We start from the raw sequence: 19,975 nt of genomic DNA on the forward strand, positions 1-19,975 counted from the left end.
GCGAAGGGCGCCGTTCCCGGCGCCCATTTCGCGCGTTCCACCCCTCTGTATCCAGGAAGAAGCAGCCACCGTGTCTGACCCGAACCTGAACGACGCCATCGAGTCGGCGGAGTCCGTGGAGGACCAGCTCGACATCGTCGAGGCGGCGGACGCCGAGGCGCCGGATCAGGCCGAGGCCGCCGACGCTGCCGCGGGCGAGCCCGCCGAAGAGGCTGCCATGCACCTGGAGGGCGACGCCGAGGCGGTCGCCGAGTCCGAAGAGGACGAGGCCGCTGTCGCCGAGGTCGCCGACGAGGAGTCCGTCGAGGACGAGCCCGTCGAGGAGGCCGAGCCGGTCGACCCGATCGTCGCCCTGCGCGAAGAGCTCCGCACCCTCCCCGGTGAGTGGTACGTCATCCACACGTACGCGGGTTACGAGAACCGCGTGAAGACCAACCTCGAGCAGCGCGCCGTCTCGCTCAACGTCGAGGACTTCATCTTCCAGGCCGAGGTGCCGCAGGAAGAGGTCGCCCAGATCAAGAACGGCGAGCGCAAGACGATCCGTCAGAACAAGCTCCCCGGATACGTCCTGGTGCGCATGGACCTGACGAACGAGTCCTGGGGCGTCGTCCGCAACACCCCCGGCGTCACCGGCTTCGTGGGCAACGCCTACGACCCGTACCCGCTGACCCTGGACGAGATCGTCAAGATGCTCGCCCCCGAGGCCGAGGAGAAGGCCGCCCGCGAGGCCGCCGAGGCCGAGGGCAAGCCCGCTCCGCAGCGCAAGGTCGAGGTCCAGGTCCTGGACTTCGAGGTCGGCGACTCGGTCACCGTCACCGACGGCCCGTTCGCGACGCTGCAGGCGACGATCAACGAGATCAACGCCGACTCGAAGAAGGTCAAGGGCCTCGTCGAGATCTTCGGCCGCGAGACCCCGGTCGAGCTCAGCTTCGACCAGATCCAGAAGAACTAGCCTCCGCGGCTACCTCTGGAACACCTACTTCCGACCAGGTCAGACGGGCTGCCAAAGCCGGTCTGACCTGCTCGGTTTTTAGCTGCACGACTATACCCGTTATCGTTGTGCGGTATGCCTCCATCCGGATGACCGGATGGTCGGCTGAAAACTCTCACTAGGACCCGGAGAGAGCAATGCCTCCCAAGAAGAAGAAGGTCACGGGGCTTATCAAGCTCCAGATCCAGGCTGGTGCCGCCAACCCGGCCCCGCCGGTCGGCCCCGCGCTGGGCCAGCACGGCGTCAACATCATGGAGTTCTGCAAGGCCTACAACGCCGCGACCGAGTCGCAGCGTGGCTGGGTGATCCCGGTGGAGATCACGGTCTACGAAGACCGCTCCTTCACCTTCATCACCAAGACGCCGCCGGCCGCCAAGATGATCCTGAAGGCCGCTGGTGTCGAGAAGGGCTCCGGCGAGCCCCACAAGACCAAGGTCGCCAAGGTCACCGAGGCGCAGATCCGCGAGATCGCGACGACCAAGATGGAAGACCTCAACGCCAACGACCTGGACGCCGCGTCGAAGATCATCGCCGGCACCGCCCGTTCCATGGGCATCACGGTCGAGGGCTGAGAACTCCCCTCCGTCTGACCTTTCTCAGTGGCAGGGCCACGCGCTGGCCCGCACCACGACTCCATACCTGAACCCACAGGAGCAGAAGTGAAGCGCAGCAAGACTCTCCGCGCTGCGGACGCCAAGATCGACCGGGAGAAGCTGTACGCCCCGCTCGAGGCCGTCCGTCTCGCCAAGGAGACCTCCTCGACCAAGTTCGACGGCACCGTCGAGGTCGCCATGCGTCTGGGTGTCGACCCGCGCAAGGCCGACCAGATGGTCCGCGGCACCGTGAACCTCCCGCACGGCACCGGCAAGACCGCCCGGGTCCTGGTCTTCGCGACCGGTGACCGTGCTGCGGCCGCGGAAGCCGCTGGGGCCGACATCGTCGGCGCCGACGAGCTCATCGACGAGGTCGCCAAGGGTCGCCTGGACTTCGACGCCGTCGTCGCCACCCCGGACCTCATGGGCAAGGTCGGCCGCCTCGGCCGCGTGCTCGGTCCGCGTGGTCTGATGCCGAACCCGAAGACCGGCACCGTGACCCCCGATGTCGCCAAGGCTGTCAACGACATCAAGGGCGGCAAGATCGAGTTCCGCGTCGACAAGCACTCGAACCTGCACTTCATCATCGGCAAGGTGTCCTTCGACGACACCAAGCTGGTGGAGAACTACGCGGCGGCCCTGGAGGAGATCCTCCGTCTGAAGCCGTCGGCCGCCAAGGGTCGCTACATCAAGAAGGCCGCCATCGCCACGACGATGGGCCCCGGCGTTCCGCTGGACTCGAACCGCACGCGCAACCTCCTCGTCGAGGAGGACCCGGCCGCCGTCTGACATTGACGGCAGCCGCGTCGCGCACGCGTTCTGTTGGACGGGCCCCGCAACCTTTCGAGGTGCGGGGCCCGTCCTCGTTCCCGTGAGTCCTCGTAGTAACGCCTGTCAGGGGCCTGCGCTAGCGTGCAGGCTCGCCACGAATGCCAAGGGGTGGGACTAGATGAACAGCACGACCATGCGACGCGCCGGTCTCTCGATAGCGGTGGCCGCCGCCCTGACCGGGCTCGCGGCCTGCGGTTCGGGTGATTCCAAGGGCTCCGACAAGGCGGAGGGCGGCGCCAAGGAGGGCGGCATCAAGGTCAGCCCGATAGCCGCCCTGAAGAGCGTCGAGACCTCCACGGACAAGGCCGACACCGCCAAGGTCGACGGCACGACCACCATGGGCACCCAGTCGACCATGGACATGGACGGCGTCATGGGCTGGTCCGACGGCATCACGGGTGACGTCACGGTGACCTTCACCGGCGGTACGCAGGCCCAGCAGATGGAGCAGCTCGGCCAGTCGAAGATCAACTACCGCTATCTGAAGAACGGCTTCTACGCGAACATGGGGCCCAAGTTCGCGGCCCAGGCGGGCGGCGGCAAGCACTGGGTGGAGTACGACTACGACACCCTGGCCCAGATGAGCGGCGCGGCCGGTGAGGTCTTCAAGGACCAGATGCAGAACGCGACGCCCAACCAGTCGGTGAAGATGCTCCTTGCCTCGGGCGACGTGAAGCGCGTGGGCGAGGAGACGGTCCGCGGGACGAAGGCCACCCACTACTCGGGGACGGTCGACGTCACGGACCTCACGAAGAAGAGCGCGAACCTCGACGACGCGAAGACGGCGGAGCTGAAGAAGCAGTTCGAGCAGGCCGGGATGAGCACCGAGCAGATCGACATCTGGGTCGACGGCGACGATCTGCTGGTCAAGAAGATCGAGAAGGCCGAGACGAAGAACGGCCCCTTCCGGCAGACCGCCTACTACACCGACTACGGCACGCCGCTGTCGGTGGAGAAGCCCGCGTCCTCGGACACCGTGAGCTTCAAGGACCTCATGAACAAGCAGCAGCCCGCGGCGTAGTACGCGGCTGCCGCCGGTCTCGGACCCCACCACGGGACAACCGGGAGGAATCACGGCTTTCCTTCAGGTAATCTCCACCGCAGCAATTGGATCAAATGTTCCTAGGGGTGGGGTCATGAGTATTTCTGTACGCGGGGGACGCAAGAGAACCGCGGGCGTCGCGCTGGCGGCCGTGCTGCTGGGTGGCGGCGCGGTCAGCTGCGGGTCGGAGAAGTCCGACAAGGCGGGGGCGGACATGGCGCCCGTGGCGGCCGTGAAGAAGGCCGCGGCCAAGACCGAGGACCTCACCTCGTTCACGTTCCGGATGAAGGGCAGCGTCCCGGGGGACGGCCGGGTCCAGGCCGACGCCTCGATGAGCACCGAGCCGCTCGCCATGCAGATGAAGATGTCCGCGCCCGACCAGGGCCCGGACAAGGTCGAGCTGCGGTACGTCGGTGGCGCGCTCTACCTCGGCGGTGGCGCGGCGGCCGCCAAGGAGATGGACGGCAAGAGCTGGATCAAGTTCGACGCCAAGACCCTGGCCGAGCAGGGCGGCAAGCCCGCCGCCAGCTCGCTCTCCGGGCAGGCCGACAACAACCCGGCCGACCAGTCCGCGTTCCTGACCGGCTCCAAGGACCTCAAGAAGGTCGGCAGCGAGTCCGTCGGCGGCGTCGAGACCACGCACTACTCCGGCACGGTCACGATGGACCAGCTGCACAAGCTCCTCAAGGACGAGGACGCGGGCACCAAGAAGCGCCGCGAGAAGAGCATCAAGCAGTACGAGGACATGGGCATCAAGAAGCTCACGATGGACATGTGGGTCGACGGCGAGGACCACACCAAGCAGTTCCGCGCCCGCGGCAAGGCCGACAAGGGCGCGCTCGACATGACCTTCACCTTCCTCGACTACAACAAGCCGGTGCACGTCGAGGCCCCGCCGAAGAAGCTGGTCATGGACCTCGGCGCGGAGATGAAGGGCCTCCAGGGCTGACCCGATTTGCCTGACGCGGACCCGTTCGCGTACGCTTCCACAGAAGCCAAAGACCGCTGGTCGTTGCCGTGTGCTCGCAAGAGTGTGCGGCGGCCGAAGGATCCGCTGAAGACTGCGGACGACCCGCGCAGGTGACTGTGGAAGTGCTCCCGGATTCTGTTCGGTCGAGCTCATGCCCCGTGCGCCTGCGCCGGGGCGTTCTGTTTTTCCCAGCCCCTTCTGAGCGGTCCTCATCACCCGGAAGGAGGCCGACGCTCTATGCCGACGCCCGACAAGGCTGCCGCGGTAGCCGAGCTCACGGACAAGTTCCGCAGCTCGAACGCCGCCGTGCTGACCGAGTACCGGGGTCTCACCGTGGCCCAGCTCAAGCAGCTGCGCCGTTCGCTCGGTGAGAACTCCGAGTACGCCGTGGTGAAGAACACGCTGACCAAGATCGCGGCCAACGAGGCCGGGATCAACACGCTGGACGACCTGTTCACGGGTCCGACGGCGGTCGCCTTCGTCACCGGTGACCCGGTGGAGTCGGCGAAGGGTCTTCGTGACTTCGCCAAGGAGAACCCCAACCTCGTCATCAAGGGCGGTGTCCTTGACGGCAAGGCGCTGTCCGCCGACGAGTTCAAGAAGCTTGCGGACCTCGAGTCCCGCGAGGTTCTGCTCAGCAAGCTGGCCGGCGCGTTCAAGGGCAAGCAGTCGCAGGCTGCTTCTGTCTTCCAGGCGCTGCCGTCGAAGTTCGTCCGCACCGCGGAGGCGCTTCGTGCCAAGCAGGCCGAGCAGGGCGGTGCCGAGTAATTCGGCTCGCACATTGACCGCCGCCTGACGCGGCAGTCACAGCGGGCCCAACGTACGCCCGCCTTCATGTACACCCGGCACCAGCCGAATTAGTGGAAGGACGCCATCATGGCGAAGCTGTCCCAGGACGACCTGCTCGCGCAGTTCGAAGAGATGACCCTCATCGAGCTCTCCGAGTTCGTGAAGGCCTTCGAGGAGAAGTTCGACGTCACCGCCGCCGCTGCCGCGCCGGTCGTCGTCGCCGGTGGTGCCGCTGGTGGCGCCGCCGAGGCCGCCGAGGAGCAGGACGAGTTCGACGTCATCCTCACCGGCGCCGGCGAGAAGAAGATCCAGGTCATCAAGGTCGTGCGCGAGCTCACCTCCCTGGGCCTCAAGGAGGCCAAGGACCTCGTCGACGGCACCCCGAAGCCGGTCCTCGAGAAGGTCGCGAAGGACGCCGCGGAGAAGGCCGCCGAGGCCCTCAAGGGCGCCGGCGCCTCCGTCGAGGTCAAGTGACCTCACGAGTCGTCTGACTCTTCCGAGCCGTAAGGCTCTCGCGCTGTAACGCGCGCGTACCGAAGGGCGATCACCCATGTGGGTGGTCGCCCTTCGGCGTTCTCGGGTACTCCCGCCACGGGTGCCTTGCGATGTCGGTCCCGGCGAGTATGGTGATCTTCGTTGTGCCTCGGTACGGCCCGTGACGGTGACGTATCCCGGAGCCAAGTCTGGGCATGGGGGGCCTTGACGAACCGCACGCAGCGCGCAATTCTCAGGACGCGTCGTCACAACGATCCGGATCCGAGGCATGGATCGGCGGCGAAGAGGGCAGTATCGATGTGCATCGAGGGCGTGGCTTGCAGCAGGGGTTGAGAACAACGAGGGTCTTCAAAAACCCGCACTGGACATCAGTGGGCCGAGTGGCTACACTGACCCTTTGCGCTGCCTGTTAGCTGCCTCCTGCCCGTCACCAGGGGCATGCCCATGCTTGAGCACTGTGGACCGATCCTTCCCTGACCTGGGAAGTCTGTCTCCGTGTCCAGCTTGGGACCGGTACGCGCGTAGTGAGTCCGAGCCCTCGGAAGGACCCCCTCTTGGCCGCCTCGCGCACTGCCTCGACCGCGAATACGAACAACGGCGCCAGCACCGCCCCGCTGCGCATCTCCTTTGCAAAGATCAAGGAGCCCCTCGAGGTTCCGAACCTTCTTGCGCTGCAGACCGAGAGCTTTGACTGGCTGCTCGGCAATGACGCGTGGAAGGCTCGTGTCGAGGCGGCTCTGGACAGCGGACAGGACGTCCCCACCAAGTCCGGTCTGGAGGAGATCTTCGAGGAGATCTCCCCGATCGAGGACTTCTCCGGGTCGATGTCCCTGACGTTCCGCGACCACCGATTCGAGCCCCCGAAGAACTCCATCGACGAGTGCAAGGAGCGCGACTTCACGTTCGCCGCCCCGCTCTTCGTCACCGCCGAGTTCACCAACAACGAGACCGGCGAGATCAAGTCCCAGACGGTCTTCATGGGCGATTTCCCGCTCATGACGAACAAGGGCACCTTCGTCATCAACGGCACCGAGCGTGTCGTCGTGTCGCAGCTGGTCCGTTCGCCGGGCGTCTACTTCGATTCCTCGATCGACAAGACGTCCGACAAGGACATCTTCTCCGCCAAGATCATCCCGTCCCGGGGTGCCTGGCTGGAGATGGAGATCGACAAGCGCGACATGGTCGGTGTCCGCATCGACCGCAAGCGCAAGCAGTCGGTCACCGTTCTGCTCAAGGCTCTCGGTTGGACGACCGAGCAGATCCTCGAGGAGTTCGGCGAGTACGAGTCCATGCGCGCCACCCTGGAGAAGGACCACACCCAGGGCCAGGACGACGCGCTGCTCGACATCTACCGCAAGCTCCGTCCGGGCGAGCCGCCGACCCGTGAGGCCGCTCAGACCCTGCTTGAGAACCTCTACTTCAACCCGAAGCGCTACGACCTCGCGAAGGTCGGCCGCTACAAGGTCAACAAGAAGCTGGGTGCGGACGCTCCGCTCGACGCGGGCATCCTCACGGTCGAGGACATCATCGCCTCGATCAAGTACCTGGTGAAGCTGCACGCCGGTGAGGTCGAGACCGTTGGTGACAGCGGCACGTCGATCGTCGTCGAGACCGACGACATCGACCACTTCGGCAACCGTCGTCTGCGCAACGTCGGCGAGCTCATCCAGAACCAGGTCCGCACGGGTCTGGCTCGTATGGAGCGCGTCGTCCGCGAGCGCATGACGACCCAGGACGTCGAGGCGATCACCCCGCAGACCCTGATCAACATCCGCCCGGTCGTGGCGTCGATCAAGGAGTTCTTCGGCACCTCGCAGCTGTCGCAGTTCATGGACCAGAACAACCCGCTGTCGGGTCTGACGCACAAGCGTCGTCTCTCGGCACTGGGTCCCGGTGGTCTGTCCCGTGAGCGGGCAGGCTTCGAGGTCCGTGACGTGCACCCGTCTCACTACGGCCGCATGTGCCCCATTGAGACTCCCGAAGGCCCCAACATCGGTCTGATCGGTTCGCTCGCCTCGTACGGCCGCGTCAACGCGTTCGGCTTCGTCGAGACGCCGTACCGCAAGGTCGTCGAGGGCCAGGTCACCGACGACGTCGACTACCTGACGGCCGACGAGGAGGACCGCTTCGTCATCGCGCAGGCCAACGCGCCGCTGACGGACGACCTCCACTTCGCCGAGGCCCGCGTCCTGATCCGCCGTCGTGGCGGAGAGATCGACTACGTGCCCGGCACGGACGTCGACTACATGGACGTCTCGCCGCGCCAGATGGTGTCGGTCGCGACCGCGATGATCCCCTTCCTCGAGCACGACGACGCCAACCGTGCCCTCATGGGCGCGAACATGATGCGTCAGGCCGTGCCGCTGATCACCGCCGAGGCCCCCCTCGTCGGCACCGGCATGGAGTACCGCTGCGCGGTCGACGCCGGTGACGTGATCAAGGCCGAGAAGGCGGGTGTGGTCCAGGAGGTCTCCGCGGACTACGTCACCGTCACGAACGACGACGGCACGTACACCACGTACCGCATCGCCAAGTTCTCCCGGTCGAACCAGGGCACCTCGGTCAACCAGAAGGTCGTCGTCGACGAGGGCGCCCGCGTGATCGAGGGCCAGGTCCTGGCCGACGGTCCCGCGACCGAAGAGGGCGAGATGGCCCTCGGCAAGAACCTGCTCGTGGCGTTCATGCCCTGGGAGGGTCACAACTACGAGGACGCGATCATCCTGTCGCAGCGCCTCGTGCAGGACGACGTCCTCTCCTCGATCCACATCGAGGAGCACGAGGTCGACGCCCGTGACACCAAGCTCGGCCCGGAGGAGATCACCCGGGACATCCCGAACGTCTCCGAAGAGGTCCTCGCCGACCTCGACGAGCGCGGCATCATCCGTATCGGTGCCGAGGTCGTCGCCGGCGACATCCTCGTCGGCAAGGTCACGCCCAAGGGTGAGACCGAGCTGACGCCGGAGGAGCGCCTGCTCCGCGCGATCTTCGGTGAGAAGGCGCGCGAGGTCCGCGACACCTCGCTGAAGGTGCCGCACGGCGAGATCGGCAAGGTCATCGGTGTCCGCGTCTTCGACCGTGAAGAGGGCGACGAGCTGCCGCCGGGCGTGAACCAGCTGGTTCGTGTCTACGTGGCGCAGAAGCGCAAGATCACGGACGGCGACAAGCTGGCCGGACGTCACGGCAACAAGGGTGTTATCTCGAAGATCCTTCCGATCGAGGACATGCCGTTCCTCGAGGACGGAACTCCGGTCGACATCATCCTGAACCCGCTGGGTGTGCCGTCCCGAATGAACCCGGGACAGGTCCTGGAGATCCACCTCGGCTGGCTCGCCAGCCGCGGCTGGGACGTCTCGGGCCTCGGCGAGGAGTGGGCGCAGCGCCTGCAGGCCATCGGTGCCGACCAGGTCGACCCCGGCACGAACGTCGCGACCCCCGTCTTCGACGGTGCGCGCGAGGACGAGCTGGCCGGTCTGCTCGAGCACACGATCCCGAACCGCGACGGCGAGCGCATGGTGCTTCCGTCCGGCAAGGCGCCGCTGTTCGACGGCCGTTCCGGCGAGCCGTTCCCCGAGCCGATCTCGGTCGGCTACATGTACATCCTCAAGCTGCACCACCTGGTCGACGACAAGCTCCACGCTCGCTCGACCGGTCCGTACTCGATGATCACCCAGCAGCCGCTGGGTGGTAAGGCTCAGTTCGGTGGTCAGCGCTTCGGTGAGATGGAGGTGTGGGCGCTGGAGGCATACGGCGCCGCGTACGCCCTCCAGGAGCTCCTTACGATCAAGTCCGACGACGTGACCGGCCGCGTGAAGGTCTACGAGGCCATCGTCAAGGGCGAGAACATCCCCGAGCCCGGCATTCCCGAGTCCTTCAAGGTGCTCATCAAGGAAATGCAGTCGCTCTGCCTCAACGTGGAGGTGCTGTCCTCGGACGGCATGTCCATCGAGATGCGTGACACCGACGAGGACGTCTTCCGCGCGGCGGAGGAGCTCGGTATCGACCTGTCCCGGCGCGAGCCGAGCAGCGTCGAAGAGGTCTGACGGGTTGGCCGGCCGGATCTCGTATCCGGCCGGCTCTCCCCGGACCCGTTCAGACCATGATTGAGACTCGACCCCGAAAGAGGGATTGACGACAAAGTGCTCGACGTCAACTTCTTCGACGAGCTGCGGATCGGCCTTGCCACCGCGGACGACATCCGACAGTGGTCCCACGGCGAGGTCAAGAAGCCGGAGACCATCAACTACCGCACCCTCAAGCCCGAGAAGGACGGACTCTTCTGCGAGAAGATCTTCGGTCCGACCCGGGACTGGGAGTGCTACTGCGGCAAGTACAAGCGTGTCCGCTTCAAGGGCATCATCTGCGAGCGCTGCGGCGTCGAGGTCACTCGCGCCAAGGTGCGTCGTGAGCGGATGGGCCACATCGAGCTGGCCGCCCCTGTCACGCACATCTGGTACTTCAAGGGCGTCCCGTCGCGCCTCGGCTACCTGCTTGATCTCGCCCCGAAGGACCTCGAGAAGGTCATCTACTTCGCGGCGTACATGATCACGTTCGTGGACGAGGAGCGCCGCACCCGCGACCTGCCCTCCCTGGAGGCGCACGTCTCCGTGGAGCGCCAGCAGATCGAGAACCGTCGCGACTCCGACCTGGAGGCCCGCGCCAAGAAGCTCGAGACCGACCTGGCCGAGCTCGAGGCCGAGGGCGCCAAGGCCGACGTGCGCCGCAAGGTGCGCGAAGGTGCCGAGCGCGAGATGAAGCAGCTGCGCGACCGTGCGCAGCGCGAGATCGACCGTCTCGACGAGGTGTGGAACCGCTTCAAGAACCTCAAGGTCCAGGACCTCGAGGGCGACGAGCTGCTCTACCGCGAGCTGCGTGACCGCTTCGGCACGTACTTCGACGGCTCGATGGGTGCCGCGGCGCTGCAGAAGCGCCTGGAGTCCTTCGACCTCGACGAGGAGGCCGAGCGCCTCCGCGAGATCATCCGTACCGGCAAGGGCCAGAAGAAGACCCGTGCGCTCAAGCGCCTCAAGGTCGTCTCCGCGTTCCTGCAGACCAGCAACAGCCCCAAGGGCATGGTGCTCGACTGCGTGCCGGTCATCCCGCCGGACCTGCGTCCGATGGTGCAGCTGGACGGTGGCCGCTTCGCGACCTCCGACCTGAACGACCTGTACCGCCGCGTGATCAACCGCAACAACCGCCTGAAGCGCCTTCTCGACCTCGGTGCGCCCGAGATCATCGTGAACAACGAGAAGCGCATGCTCCAGGAGGCCGTGGACGCCCTCTTCGACAACGGTCGTCGTGGTCGCCCGGTCACCGGTCCCGGCAACCGCCCGCTGAAGTCCCTGAGCGACATGCTCAAGGGCAAGCAGGGTCGTTTCCGTCAGAACCTTCTCGGTAAGCGCGTGGACTACTCCGCGCGTTCCGTGATCGTCGTCGGTCCGCAGCTGAAGCTGCACCAGTGTGGTCTGCCGAAGGCCATGGCCCTGGAGCTCTTCAAGCCGTTCGTGATGAAGCGTCTGGTCGACCTGAACCACGCGCAGAACATCAAGTCGGCGAAGCGCATGGTCGAGCGCGGCCGCACGGTCGTGTACGACGTCCTGGAAGAGGTCATCGCGGAGCACCCGGTTCTCCTGAACCGTGCGCCCACGCTGCACCGCCTCGGCATCCAGGCCTTCGAGCCGCAGCTGGTCGAGGGCAAGGCCATCCAGATCCACCCGCTCGTCTGCACCGCGTTCAACGCGGACTTCGACGGTGACCAGATGGCCGTGCACCTGCCGCTCTCCGCGGAGGCGCAGGCCGAGGCCCGCATCCTGATGCTGTCCTCGAACAACATCCTCAAGCCCGCCGACGGCCGTCCGGTCACGATGCCGACCCAGGACATGGTCCTCGGTCTGTTCTTCCTGACCACCGACGGTGAGCTCCGTGACACCAAGGGCGAGGGCCGCGCGTTCGGCTCCGTCGCCGAGGCGATCATGGCGTTCGACGCCGGCGAGCTGGCGCTCCAGTCGACGGTCGACATCCGCTTCCCGGTGGGCACCATCCCGCCGCGTGGCTGGGTGCCGCCGGTCGCCGAGGAGGGCGAGCAGGAGTACCAGCAGGGCGACAGCTTCCGGCTGCGTACGTCCCTGGGCCGCGCGCTCTTCAACGAGCTGCTGCCCGAGGACTACCCGTTCGTCGACTACTCGGTCGGCAAGAAGCAGCTCTCCGAGATCGTCAACGACCTCGCCGAGCGCTACCCCAAGGTCATCGTGGCGGCGACGCTCGACAACCTGAAGGCGGCGGGCTTCTTCTGGGCGACCCGTTCCGGTGTCACCGTGGCCATCTCCGACGTCGTGGTCCCCGAGGCCAAGAAGGCGATCGTCCAGGGCTACGAGGCGCAGGACGAGAAGGTCCAGAAGCAGTACGAGCGCGGTCTGATCACCAAGGACGAGCGCACGCAGGAGCTCATCGCGATCTGGACCAAGGCGACCAACGAGGTTGCCGAGGCGATGAACGCGAACTTCCCCAAGACGAACCCCATCTTCATGATGGTTGACTCGGGTGCCCGAGGAAACATGATGCAGATGCGTCAGATCGCCGGTATGCGTGGTCTGGTGTCGAACGCGAAGAACGAGACGATCCCGCGTCCGATCAAGGCGTCGTTCCGTGAGGGCCTCTCGGTCCTCGAGTACTTCATCTCCACGCACGGTGCCCGTAAGGGTCTGGCGGACACGGCTCTCCGTACCGCCGACTCCGGTTACCTCACCCGTCGTCTGGTCGACGTCTCGCAGGACGTCATCATTCGCGAGGAGGACTGTGGCACCGAGCGCGGTCTGAAGCTGAAGATCGCGGTCAAGGGCGAGGACGGTGTGCTCCGCAAGACGGAGAACGTCGAGACCTCGGTGTACGCCCGCATGCTGGCCGAGGACGTCGTCATCGACGGCAAGGTCATCGCGCCGGCCAACGTCGACCTCGGTGACGTCCTCATCGACGCCCTGGTCGCCAACGGCGTCGAGGAGGTCAAGACCCGCTCGGTCCTGACCTGTGAGTCCGCGGTCGGCACCTGTGCCTTCTGCTACGGCCGTTCGCTCGCCACCGGCAAGCTGGTCGACATCGGTGAGGCGGTCGGCATCATCGCCGCCCAGTCCATCGGTGAGCCCGGTACCCAGCTGACGATGCGTACCTTCCACACCGGTGGTGTGGCCGGTGACGACATCACCCAGGGTCTGCCCCGTGTCGTCGAGCTCTTCGAGGCTCGTACGCCCAAGGGTGTCGCCCCGATCTCGGAGGCGGCAGGCCGCATCCGCATCGAGGAGACCGAGAAGACCAAGAAGATCGTCGTCACGCCGGACGACGGCAGCGACGAGACTCCCTTCCCGATCTCGAAGCGCGCCAAGGTCCTCGTGCGTGAGGGTGACCACGTCGAGGTGGGCCAGAAGCTCACCTTCGGTGCCACCAACCCGCACGACGTGCTGCGGATCCTCGGTCAGCGCGCGGTCCAGGTCCACCTGGTCGGCGAAGTCCAGAAGGTCTACAACAGCCAGGGCGTGTCGATCCACGACAAGCACATCGAGATCATCATCCGGCAGATGCTGCGCCGCGTGACGATCATCGAGTCCGGCGACGCGGAGCTGCTGCCGGGCGAGCTCGTCGAGCGCTCGAAGTTCGAGACCGAGAACCGTCGTGTGGTCACCGAGGGCGGTCACCCCGCCTCCGGCCGTCCGCAGCTGATGGGTATCACCAAGGCCTCGCTGGCGACGGAATCCTGGCTGTCGGCCGCCTCCTTCCAGGAGACGACCCGAGTCCTGACGGATGCGGCGATCAACGCCAAGTCCGACAGCCTCATCGGCCTCAAGGAGAACGTCATCATCGGTAAGCTCATCCCGGCCGGTACGGGTCTCTCCCGCTACCGCAACATCCGGGTCGAGCCGACCGAAGAGGCCAAGGCCGCGATGTACTCGGCCGTCGGCTACGACGACATCGACTACTCGCCGTTCGGCACGGGCTCCGGCCAGGCCGTTCCGCTGGAGGACTACGACTACGGGCCTTACAACCAGTAGGCGAAGTAAGCGAGTCGCTTGAGTTGAAGGGCGGTCACCCCGTTTCGGACGGGGTGGCCGCCCTTCGGCGTTCCGTTGGCTAGGATGCGGGGCGACGCCGCGCTACTCCAAGTGCCTTGCGTGGCAGGGGAGTTGGGAGTGGGGGAGTGGAGACGGCTCGGCTTTCCTTCGGTCTGGCCGCCGCGGTCCTGATCCCGTTGGGCTTGGCATGGCAGGGCCCGCGCCCTTGGCGGACAGTCGTCTTCACGCTGGCCTACGGGCTGTACGCGGCCGCGCCGTACGCCCGCGAGGGGAGGGCGTGGCTCGCGCTGGGGGTGGCCGTCCTGGTGTCCCTGGGGTGCGTGCTGTGGAAGCATCCCGCGGGCATGCCGCAGCTGGGCGTCACGGTGACGCTGCCGCTGATGGCGGGGCGGTTGGCCCGTACGCGGCGGGCGAGTGTCGGGGTCCTCGTGGCGGCCGTCGCCCTGACGGTGTGGTCCGCGGGCACGACGGTGGCACCGCTCTCCAAGGACCTGTTCCTGAGCGACAGGGCGGCGGTGTTCCTTTCGGCCGCGCTCATCTCCGTATTCGGCGGAGGGGCCCTGGCCAAGGCGGCAACAGGGCCTGTGCGTCAGGAGATTCTGGCGCTGCCGGACAGCAGGGAGCGCCGGGCCGCCGTGGAATTCATGAGCGCCGGCCGGGCGATCGGACTCCTGGAGCGAGGGCTTCTCTTCACGTTTCTCGCGGCGGGTCGACCGGAGGCGGCGGCCCTGGTGCTGGCGGCGAAGTCGCTGGCCCGTGTGCCGACGAATGATCACGGCAAACATGCGTCCGAGTACTTCCTCATCGGTACGCTGGCCAGTGTCATCGCCTCGTTGGCGATGGGCATGGCTGCTCGCTCAGCGGTCGGGCTGCCCGTCCTTTAGGAGGCGCCGACGTGGAGCTGAGAAGGCACCCTCTGGTCCGGAAGCTGCTGTCCCTGGACCTGCCGACCACGGACTATGTCGTGGCGGGCAGTGGCGCGCTGCTGGCGCACGGCATCAGGGACCGGATCGGGGATCTGGACGTCGTCGCGCGGGGAGCCGCCTGGAAGACTGCCGCCGGTCTGGCCGAGCCGGTCACAGCGCCTTCAGGGCACGGCCGCATGGTGCTGCTCTGTGACGGTGACATCGAGGTCTTCGACCGGTGGCTGCCCGGTACGCCGGGGACCGACGAGCTGATCGCGGGCGCGGAGTGGGTCTCCGGCATCCCGTTCTGCCCGTTGTCGCAGATTCTCGCCTGGAAAGAGCTCTCGCTCCGGCCGAAGGACCAGGCGGACGCCAAATTGATCAAGGACTTTCTGCGGCGCGGCTGATCCTCGGAGATGTCCGGCGTGTCGGGCCCCACCGCATTTGTTTTGACCGAACTCGATGAGGTAGGTACGCTCAGACCTTGTGCCTGGGGTGTGCCTGGGCTCGCGCGCGTGTCCTCAACCGCATCGTGAGTCCGACAACGGCCACCGAAATCTGCGCCCCTTCCCGCCTTGCGGTGGGAGTCTGCAGCATTCGACACACCCGACCGCGTGGGTCGGCAACGTTCCAGGTTAGCTTTACTATTCGGCACACAGAAACCGGAGAAGTAGTGCCTACGATCCAGCAGCTGGTCCGGAAGGGCCGGCAGGACAAGGTCGAGAAGAACAAGACGCCCGCACTCGAGGGTTCGCCCCAGCGCCGCGGCGTCTGCACGCGTGTGTTCACGACCACCCCGAAGAAGCCGAACTCGGCCCTCCGTAAGGTCGCGCGTGTGCGTCTGACCTCCGGGATCGAGGTCACGGCCTACATTCCGGGTGAGGGACACAACCTGCAGGAGCACTCCATCGTGCTCGTGCGTGGTGGCCGTGTGAAGGACCTGCCGGGTGTTCGTTACAAGATCATCCGCGGCTCGCTCGACACCCAGGGTGTCAAGAACCGCAAGCAGGCCCGCAGCCGCTACGGCGCCAAGAAGGAGAAGTAAGAATGCCTCGTAAGGGCCCCGCCCCGAAGCGCCCGGTCATCATCGACCCGGTCTACGGTTCTCCTCTGGTGACCTCCCTCATCAACAAGGTGCTGCTGAACGGCAAGCGCTCCACCGCCGAACGCATCGTGTACGGCGCCATGGAGGGCCTGAAGGAGAAGACCGGCAACGACCCGGTCATCACCCTCAAGCGCGCGCTCGAGAACATCAAGCCGACCCTCGAGGTCAAGTCCCGCCGTGTCGGTGGCGCGACCTACCAGGTCCCGATCGAGGTCAAGCCGGGCCGTGCGAACACGCTCGCCCTGCGCTGGCTCGTCGGTTACTCCCGCGCCCGTCGCGAGAAGACCATGACCGAGCGTCTGCTCAACGAGCTCCTCGACGCCTCCAACGGCCTCGGTGCCGCTGTGAAGAAGCGCGAGGACACCCACAAGATGGCCGAGTCCAACAAGGCCTTCGCGCACTACCGCTGGTAGTCGCTACCCCCATCGAGACCGAGAGAAGACTGAGCCGATATGGCTACCACTTCACTTGACCTGGCCAAGGTGCGCAACATCGGCATCATGGCTCACATCGACGCGGGCAAGACGACGACCACCGAGCGGATCCTGTTCTACACCGGTGTCTCGTACAAGATCGGTGAGGTCCACGACGGCGCCGCCACGATGGACTGGATGGAGCAGGAGCAGGAGCGTGGCATCACGATCACCTCTGCTGCCACCACCTGTCACTGGCCGCTGAACGACGTCGACCACACCATCAACATCATCGACACCCCGGGCCACGTCGACTTCACCGTCGAGGTGGAGCGTTCGCTCCGCGTGCTCGACGGTGCCGTGACGGTGTTCGACGGCGTCGCCGGTGTTGAGCCGCAGTCCGAGACCGTGTGGCGTCAGGCGGACCGCTACGGCGTCCCGCGTATTTGCTTCGTCAACAAGCTCGACCGCACCGGTGCCGAGTTCCACCGTTGCGTCGACATGATCGTCGACCGCCTCGGCGCGACCCCGATCGTCATGCAGCTGCCCATCGGCGCAGAGGCTGACTTCAAGGGCGTCGTCGACCTCGTCACGATGAAGGCCTTCGTCTGGTCCGCAGAGACCAAGATGGGCGAGGCCTACGACATCGTCGACATCCCGGACACGCACACCGAGGCCGCCGACGAGTACCGCGGCAAGCTCCTCGAGGCCGTGGCCGAGAACGACGAGCAGATGATGGAGCTGTACCTCGAGGGCCAGGAGCCCACCGAGGAGCAGCTGTACGCGGCGATCCGTCGCATCACCATCGCCTCGGGCAAGGGCGGCGACACCACCGTCACCCCCGTGTTCTGCGGCACCGCGTTCAAGAACAAGGGCGTCCAGCCCCTGCTCGACGCGGTCGTGCGCTACCTGCCGTCCCCCCTGGACGTCGAGGCCATCGAAGGCCACGACGTGAAGGACCCGGAGACGGTCGTCAAGCGCAAGCCGTCCGATGACGAGCCGCTGTCGGCCCTCGCGTTCAAGATCGCGAGCGACCCGCACCTCGGCAAGCTCACCTTCGTCCGGATCTACTCCGGTCGCCTCGAGGCCGGCACCGCGGTGCTGAACTCGGTCAAGGGCAAGAAGGAGCGCATCGGCAAGATCTACCGCATGCACGCGAACAAGCGTGAGGAGATCGCGTCGGTGGGCGCCGGTGACATCGTCGCCGTCATGGGTCTCAAGCAGACCACCACGGGCGAGACGCTCTGTGACGACAAGCAGCCGGTGATCCTGGAGTCCATGGACTTCCCGGCGCCGGTCATCCAGGTCGCCATCGAGCCGAAGTCCAAGGGCGACCAGGAGAAGCTGGGTGTCGCCATCCAGCGCCTCTCGGAGGAGGACCCCTCCTTCCAGGTCCACTCGGACGAGGAGACCGGCCAGACCATCATCGGTGGTATGGGCGAGCTTCACCTCGAGGTGCTCGTCGACCGCATGAAGCGCGAGTTCCGCGTCGAGGCGAACGTCGGCAAGCCGCAGGTCGCGTACCGCGAGACGATCCGTCGGACCGTCGAGCGCGTGGACTACACCCACAAGAAGCAGACCGGTGGTACCGGTCAGTTCGCCAAGGTGCAGATCGCGATCGAGCCGATCACGGACGGCGACGCGTCGTACGAGTTCGTGAACAAGGTCACCGGTGGCCGCATCCCGCGGGAGTACATCCCGTCGGTGGACGCCGGTGCGCAGGAGGCCATGCAGTTCGGCATCCTGGCCGGCTACGAGATGACTGGCGTCCGCGTCATCCTTCTCGACGGTGCCTACCACGAGGTCGACTCCTCCGAGCTCGCCTTCAAGATCGCCGGTTCGCAGGCCTTCAAGGAGGCCGCGCGGCAGGCGAAGCCCGTACTGCTCGAGCCGATGATGGCCGTTGAGGTCACCACGCCCGAGGACTACATGGGCGATGTCATTGGCGACATCAACTCCCGCCGTGGCCAGATCCAGGCCATGGAGGAGCGCAGTGGCGCTCGCGTCGTGAAGGGCCTCGTGCCCCTCTCGGAGATGTTCGGCTACGTCGGAGACCTCCGCAGCAAGACGTCGGGTCGCGCAAGCTACTCAATGCAGTTCGACTCCTACGCCGAGGTTCCGCGGAACGTCGCCGAGGAGATCATCGCGAAGGCCAAGGGCGAGTAACTCACCCGAGTTCACGCTTTAGGCTTGACACCATCCGCCGGGGTCCGACCCCACGAGGCAAGAACCCCGGCGGCTGGCTTCCCAGCAAAGATCACCTGGCGCCGATGAAGCAAGGCGTACAGAACCACTCCACAGGAGGACCCAGTGGCGAAGGCGAAGTTCGAGCGGACTAAGCCGCACGTCAACATCGGCACCATCGGTCACATTGACCACGGTAAGACGACCCTCACGGCCGCCATTACCAAGGTGCTGCACGACGCGTACCCCGAGCTGAACGAGGCCTCGGCCTTCGACCAGATCGACAAGGCTCCCGAAGAGCGCCAGCGCGGTATCACGATCTCGATCGCGCACGTCGAGTACCAGACCGAGGGCCGTCACTACGCCCACGTCGACTGCCCCGGTCACGCGGACTACATCAAGAACATGATCACGGGTGCCGCGCAGATGGACGGCGCCATCCTCGTGGTCGCCGCCACCGACGGCCCGATGCCGCAGACCAAGGAGCACGTGCTCCTGGCCCGCCAGGTCGGCGTTCCGTACATCGTCGTCGCCCTGAACAAGGCCGACATGGTGGACGACGAGGAGATCCTGGAGCTCGTCGAGCTCGAGGTCCGTGAGCTCCTCTCCGAGTACGAGTTCCCGGGCGACGACGTTCCGGTCGTCAAGGTCTCGGCGCTCAAGGCGCTCGAGGGCGACAAGGAGTGGGGTGAGTCCGTCCTCAACCTGATGAAGGCTGTCGACGAGTCCATCCCGGAGCCCGAGCGTGACGTCGACAAGCCGTTCCTGATGCCGATCGAGGACGTCTTCACGATCACCGGTCGTGGCACCGTCGTCACCGGTCGTATCGAGCGCGGCATCCTCAAGGTCAACGAGACCGTCGACATCATCGGCATCAAGACCGAGAAGACCACCACCACGGTCACCGGTATCGAGATGTTCCGCAAGCTGCTCGACGAGGGCCAGGCCGGTGAGAACGTCGGTCTGCTCCTCCGTGGCATCAAGCGCGAGGACGTCGAGCGCGGCCAGGTCATCATCAAGCCCGGTTCGGTCACGCCGCACACCGAGTTCGAGGCCCAGGCCTACATCCTGTCGAAGGACGAGGGTGGCCGTCACACCCCCTTCTTCAACAACTACCGCCCGCAGTTCTACTTCCGCACCACGGACGTGACCGGCGTCGTGACCCTCCCCGAGGGCACCGAGATGGTCATGCCGGGCGACAACACTGAGATGACCGTTGAGCTCATCCAGCCCGTCGCGATGGAAGAGGGCCTGAAGTTCGCCATCCGTGAGGGTGGCCGGACCGTCGGCGCCGGCCAGGTCATCAAGATCAACAAGTAAGCTTCCCGCTTGCTTGAAGATCGGGGAGACCCGGTCGCTCTGAACTGAGCGCAGCGAAGGGCCCCGTTCACCTCTGGGTGAGCGGGGCCCTTTGTGTACGCGATGAGTACGCGATCTTGGCCGTGGCAGCTTGACAGTTCGCCCCGATTGGCCTTCGGCATCCCACGTATGGCACACTGTTCAGGTTGCTCGGTTGAGTGCCGATGCTGTGCGCCTCCCGCCGGGAGGACCGAAAGCGAGTCCCACAGTACTCGTCGCCCCATCTGCCGTAAGGCAGCGC

At 65.9% G+C, this 19,975-nt stretch carries 15 protein-coding genes; all 15 read left to right on the forward strand.

Going from position 1 to position 19,975, the window contains the following annotated elements:
• The first annotated feature begins 70 nt into the window (after positions 1–70).
• The 15 genes from nusG to tuf all read left to right on the forward strand — a co-directional run bounded on the left by nusG (position 71) and on the right by tuf (position 19,695).
• On the forward strand, positions 71–952 hold the full coding sequence (gene nusG / locus KY5_RS24295; protein ID WP_098244232.1) for a transcription termination/antitermination protein NusG: 882 nt from the start codon (positions 71–73) through the stop codon (positions 950–952).
• Between the two features lie 176 nt (positions 953–1,128).
• The gene (gene rplK, locus KY5_RS24300; RefSeq protein ID WP_055547825.1) at positions 1,129–1,563 is read left to right on the forward strand and encodes a 50S ribosomal protein L11; all 435 of its coding nucleotides are present in this window, start codon (positions 1,129–1,131) and stop codon (positions 1,561–1,563) included.
• A gap of 87 nt (positions 1,564–1,650) precedes the next feature.
• The gene (rplA, locus tag KY5_RS24305) at positions 1,651–2,373 is read left to right on the forward strand and encodes a 50S ribosomal protein L1 (protein WP_098244233.1); all 723 of its coding nucleotides are present in this window, start codon (positions 1,651–1,653) and stop codon (positions 2,371–2,373) included.
• 160 nt (positions 2,374–2,533) lie between these two features.
• Positions 2,534–3,436, forward strand: coding sequence for a hypothetical protein (locus tag KY5_RS24310; RefSeq protein ID WP_098244234.1), 903 nt, complete (start codon positions 2,534–2,536; stop codon positions 3,434–3,436).
• 115 nt (positions 3,437–3,551) lie between these two features.
• Positions 3,552–4,406, forward strand: coding sequence for an LppX_LprAFG lipoprotein (locus KY5_RS24315; RefSeq protein WP_098244235.1), 855 nt, complete (start codon positions 3,552–3,554; stop codon positions 4,404–4,406).
• A 258-nt stretch (positions 4,407–4,664) separates the two neighbouring features.
• Positions 4,665–5,195, forward strand: coding sequence for a 50S ribosomal protein L10 (rplJ, locus tag KY5_RS24320; protein ID WP_098244236.1), 531 nt, complete (start codon positions 4,665–4,667; stop codon positions 5,193–5,195).
• A 108-nt stretch (positions 5,196–5,303) separates the two neighbouring features.
• Positions 5,304–5,690 carry a 50S ribosomal protein L7/L12 gene (rplL, locus tag KY5_RS24325; protein ID WP_098244237.1) on the forward strand — a complete coding sequence of 129 codons (387 nt, stop codon included), beginning with the start codon at positions 5,304–5,306 and terminating at the stop codon, positions 5,688–5,690.
• 575 nt (positions 5,691–6,265) lie between these two features.
• Entirely contained in the window at positions 6,266–9,751 is a 3,486-nt protein-coding gene (gene rpoB / locus KY5_RS24335; RefSeq protein WP_098244238.1) for a DNA-directed RNA polymerase subunit beta, read from the forward strand.
• 96 nt (positions 9,752–9,847) lie between these two features.
• On the forward strand, positions 9,848–13,747 hold the full coding sequence (locus tag KY5_RS24340) for a DNA-directed RNA polymerase subunit beta' (RefSeq protein ID WP_098244239.1): 3,900 nt from the start codon (positions 9,848–9,850) through the stop codon (positions 13,745–13,747).
• Between the two features lie 146 nt (positions 13,748–13,893).
• Positions 13,894–14,652, forward strand: a complete 759-nt coding sequence (locus KY5_RS24345) for a hypothetical protein (RefSeq protein WP_098244240.1) — start codon at positions 13,894–13,896, stop codon at positions 14,650–14,652.
• Positions 14,653–14,663: 11 nt separating this feature from the next.
• Positions 14,664–15,080: a hypothetical protein gene (locus tag KY5_RS24350; protein ID WP_098244241.1), complete on the forward strand. Its 417-nt coding sequence runs from the start codon at positions 14,664–14,666 to the stop codon at positions 15,078–15,080.
• Between the two features lie 266 nt (positions 15,081–15,346).
• Positions 15,347–15,718: a 30S ribosomal protein S12 gene (rpsL, locus tag KY5_RS24355; RefSeq protein ID WP_003948652.1), complete on the forward strand. Its 372-nt coding sequence runs from the start codon at positions 15,347–15,349 to the stop codon at positions 15,716–15,718.
• Between the two features lie 2 nt (positions 15,719–15,720).
• Positions 15,721–16,191, forward strand: a complete 471-nt coding sequence (gene rpsG / locus KY5_RS24360; protein ID WP_055553483.1) for a 30S ribosomal protein S7 — start codon at positions 15,721–15,723, stop codon at positions 16,189–16,191.
• Positions 16,192–16,230: 39 nt separating this feature from the next.
• Positions 16,231–18,357, forward strand: a complete 2,127-nt coding sequence (gene fusA, locus KY5_RS24365) for an elongation factor G (protein ID WP_098244242.1) — start codon at positions 16,231–16,233, stop codon at positions 18,355–18,357.
• Positions 18,358–18,501: 144 nt separating this feature from the next.
• The gene (gene tuf, locus KY5_RS24370) at positions 18,502–19,695 is read left to right on the forward strand and encodes an elongation factor Tu (RefSeq protein ID WP_098244243.1); all 1,194 of its coding nucleotides are present in this window, start codon (positions 18,502–18,504) and stop codon (positions 19,693–19,695) included.
• Positions 19,696–19,975 lie beyond the last annotated feature (280 nt).

This window comes from Streptomyces formicae (assembly GCF_002556545.1).
Taxonomy (GTDB): domain Bacteria; phylum Actinomycetota; class Actinomycetes; order Streptomycetales; family Streptomycetaceae; genus Streptomyces; species Streptomyces formicae_A.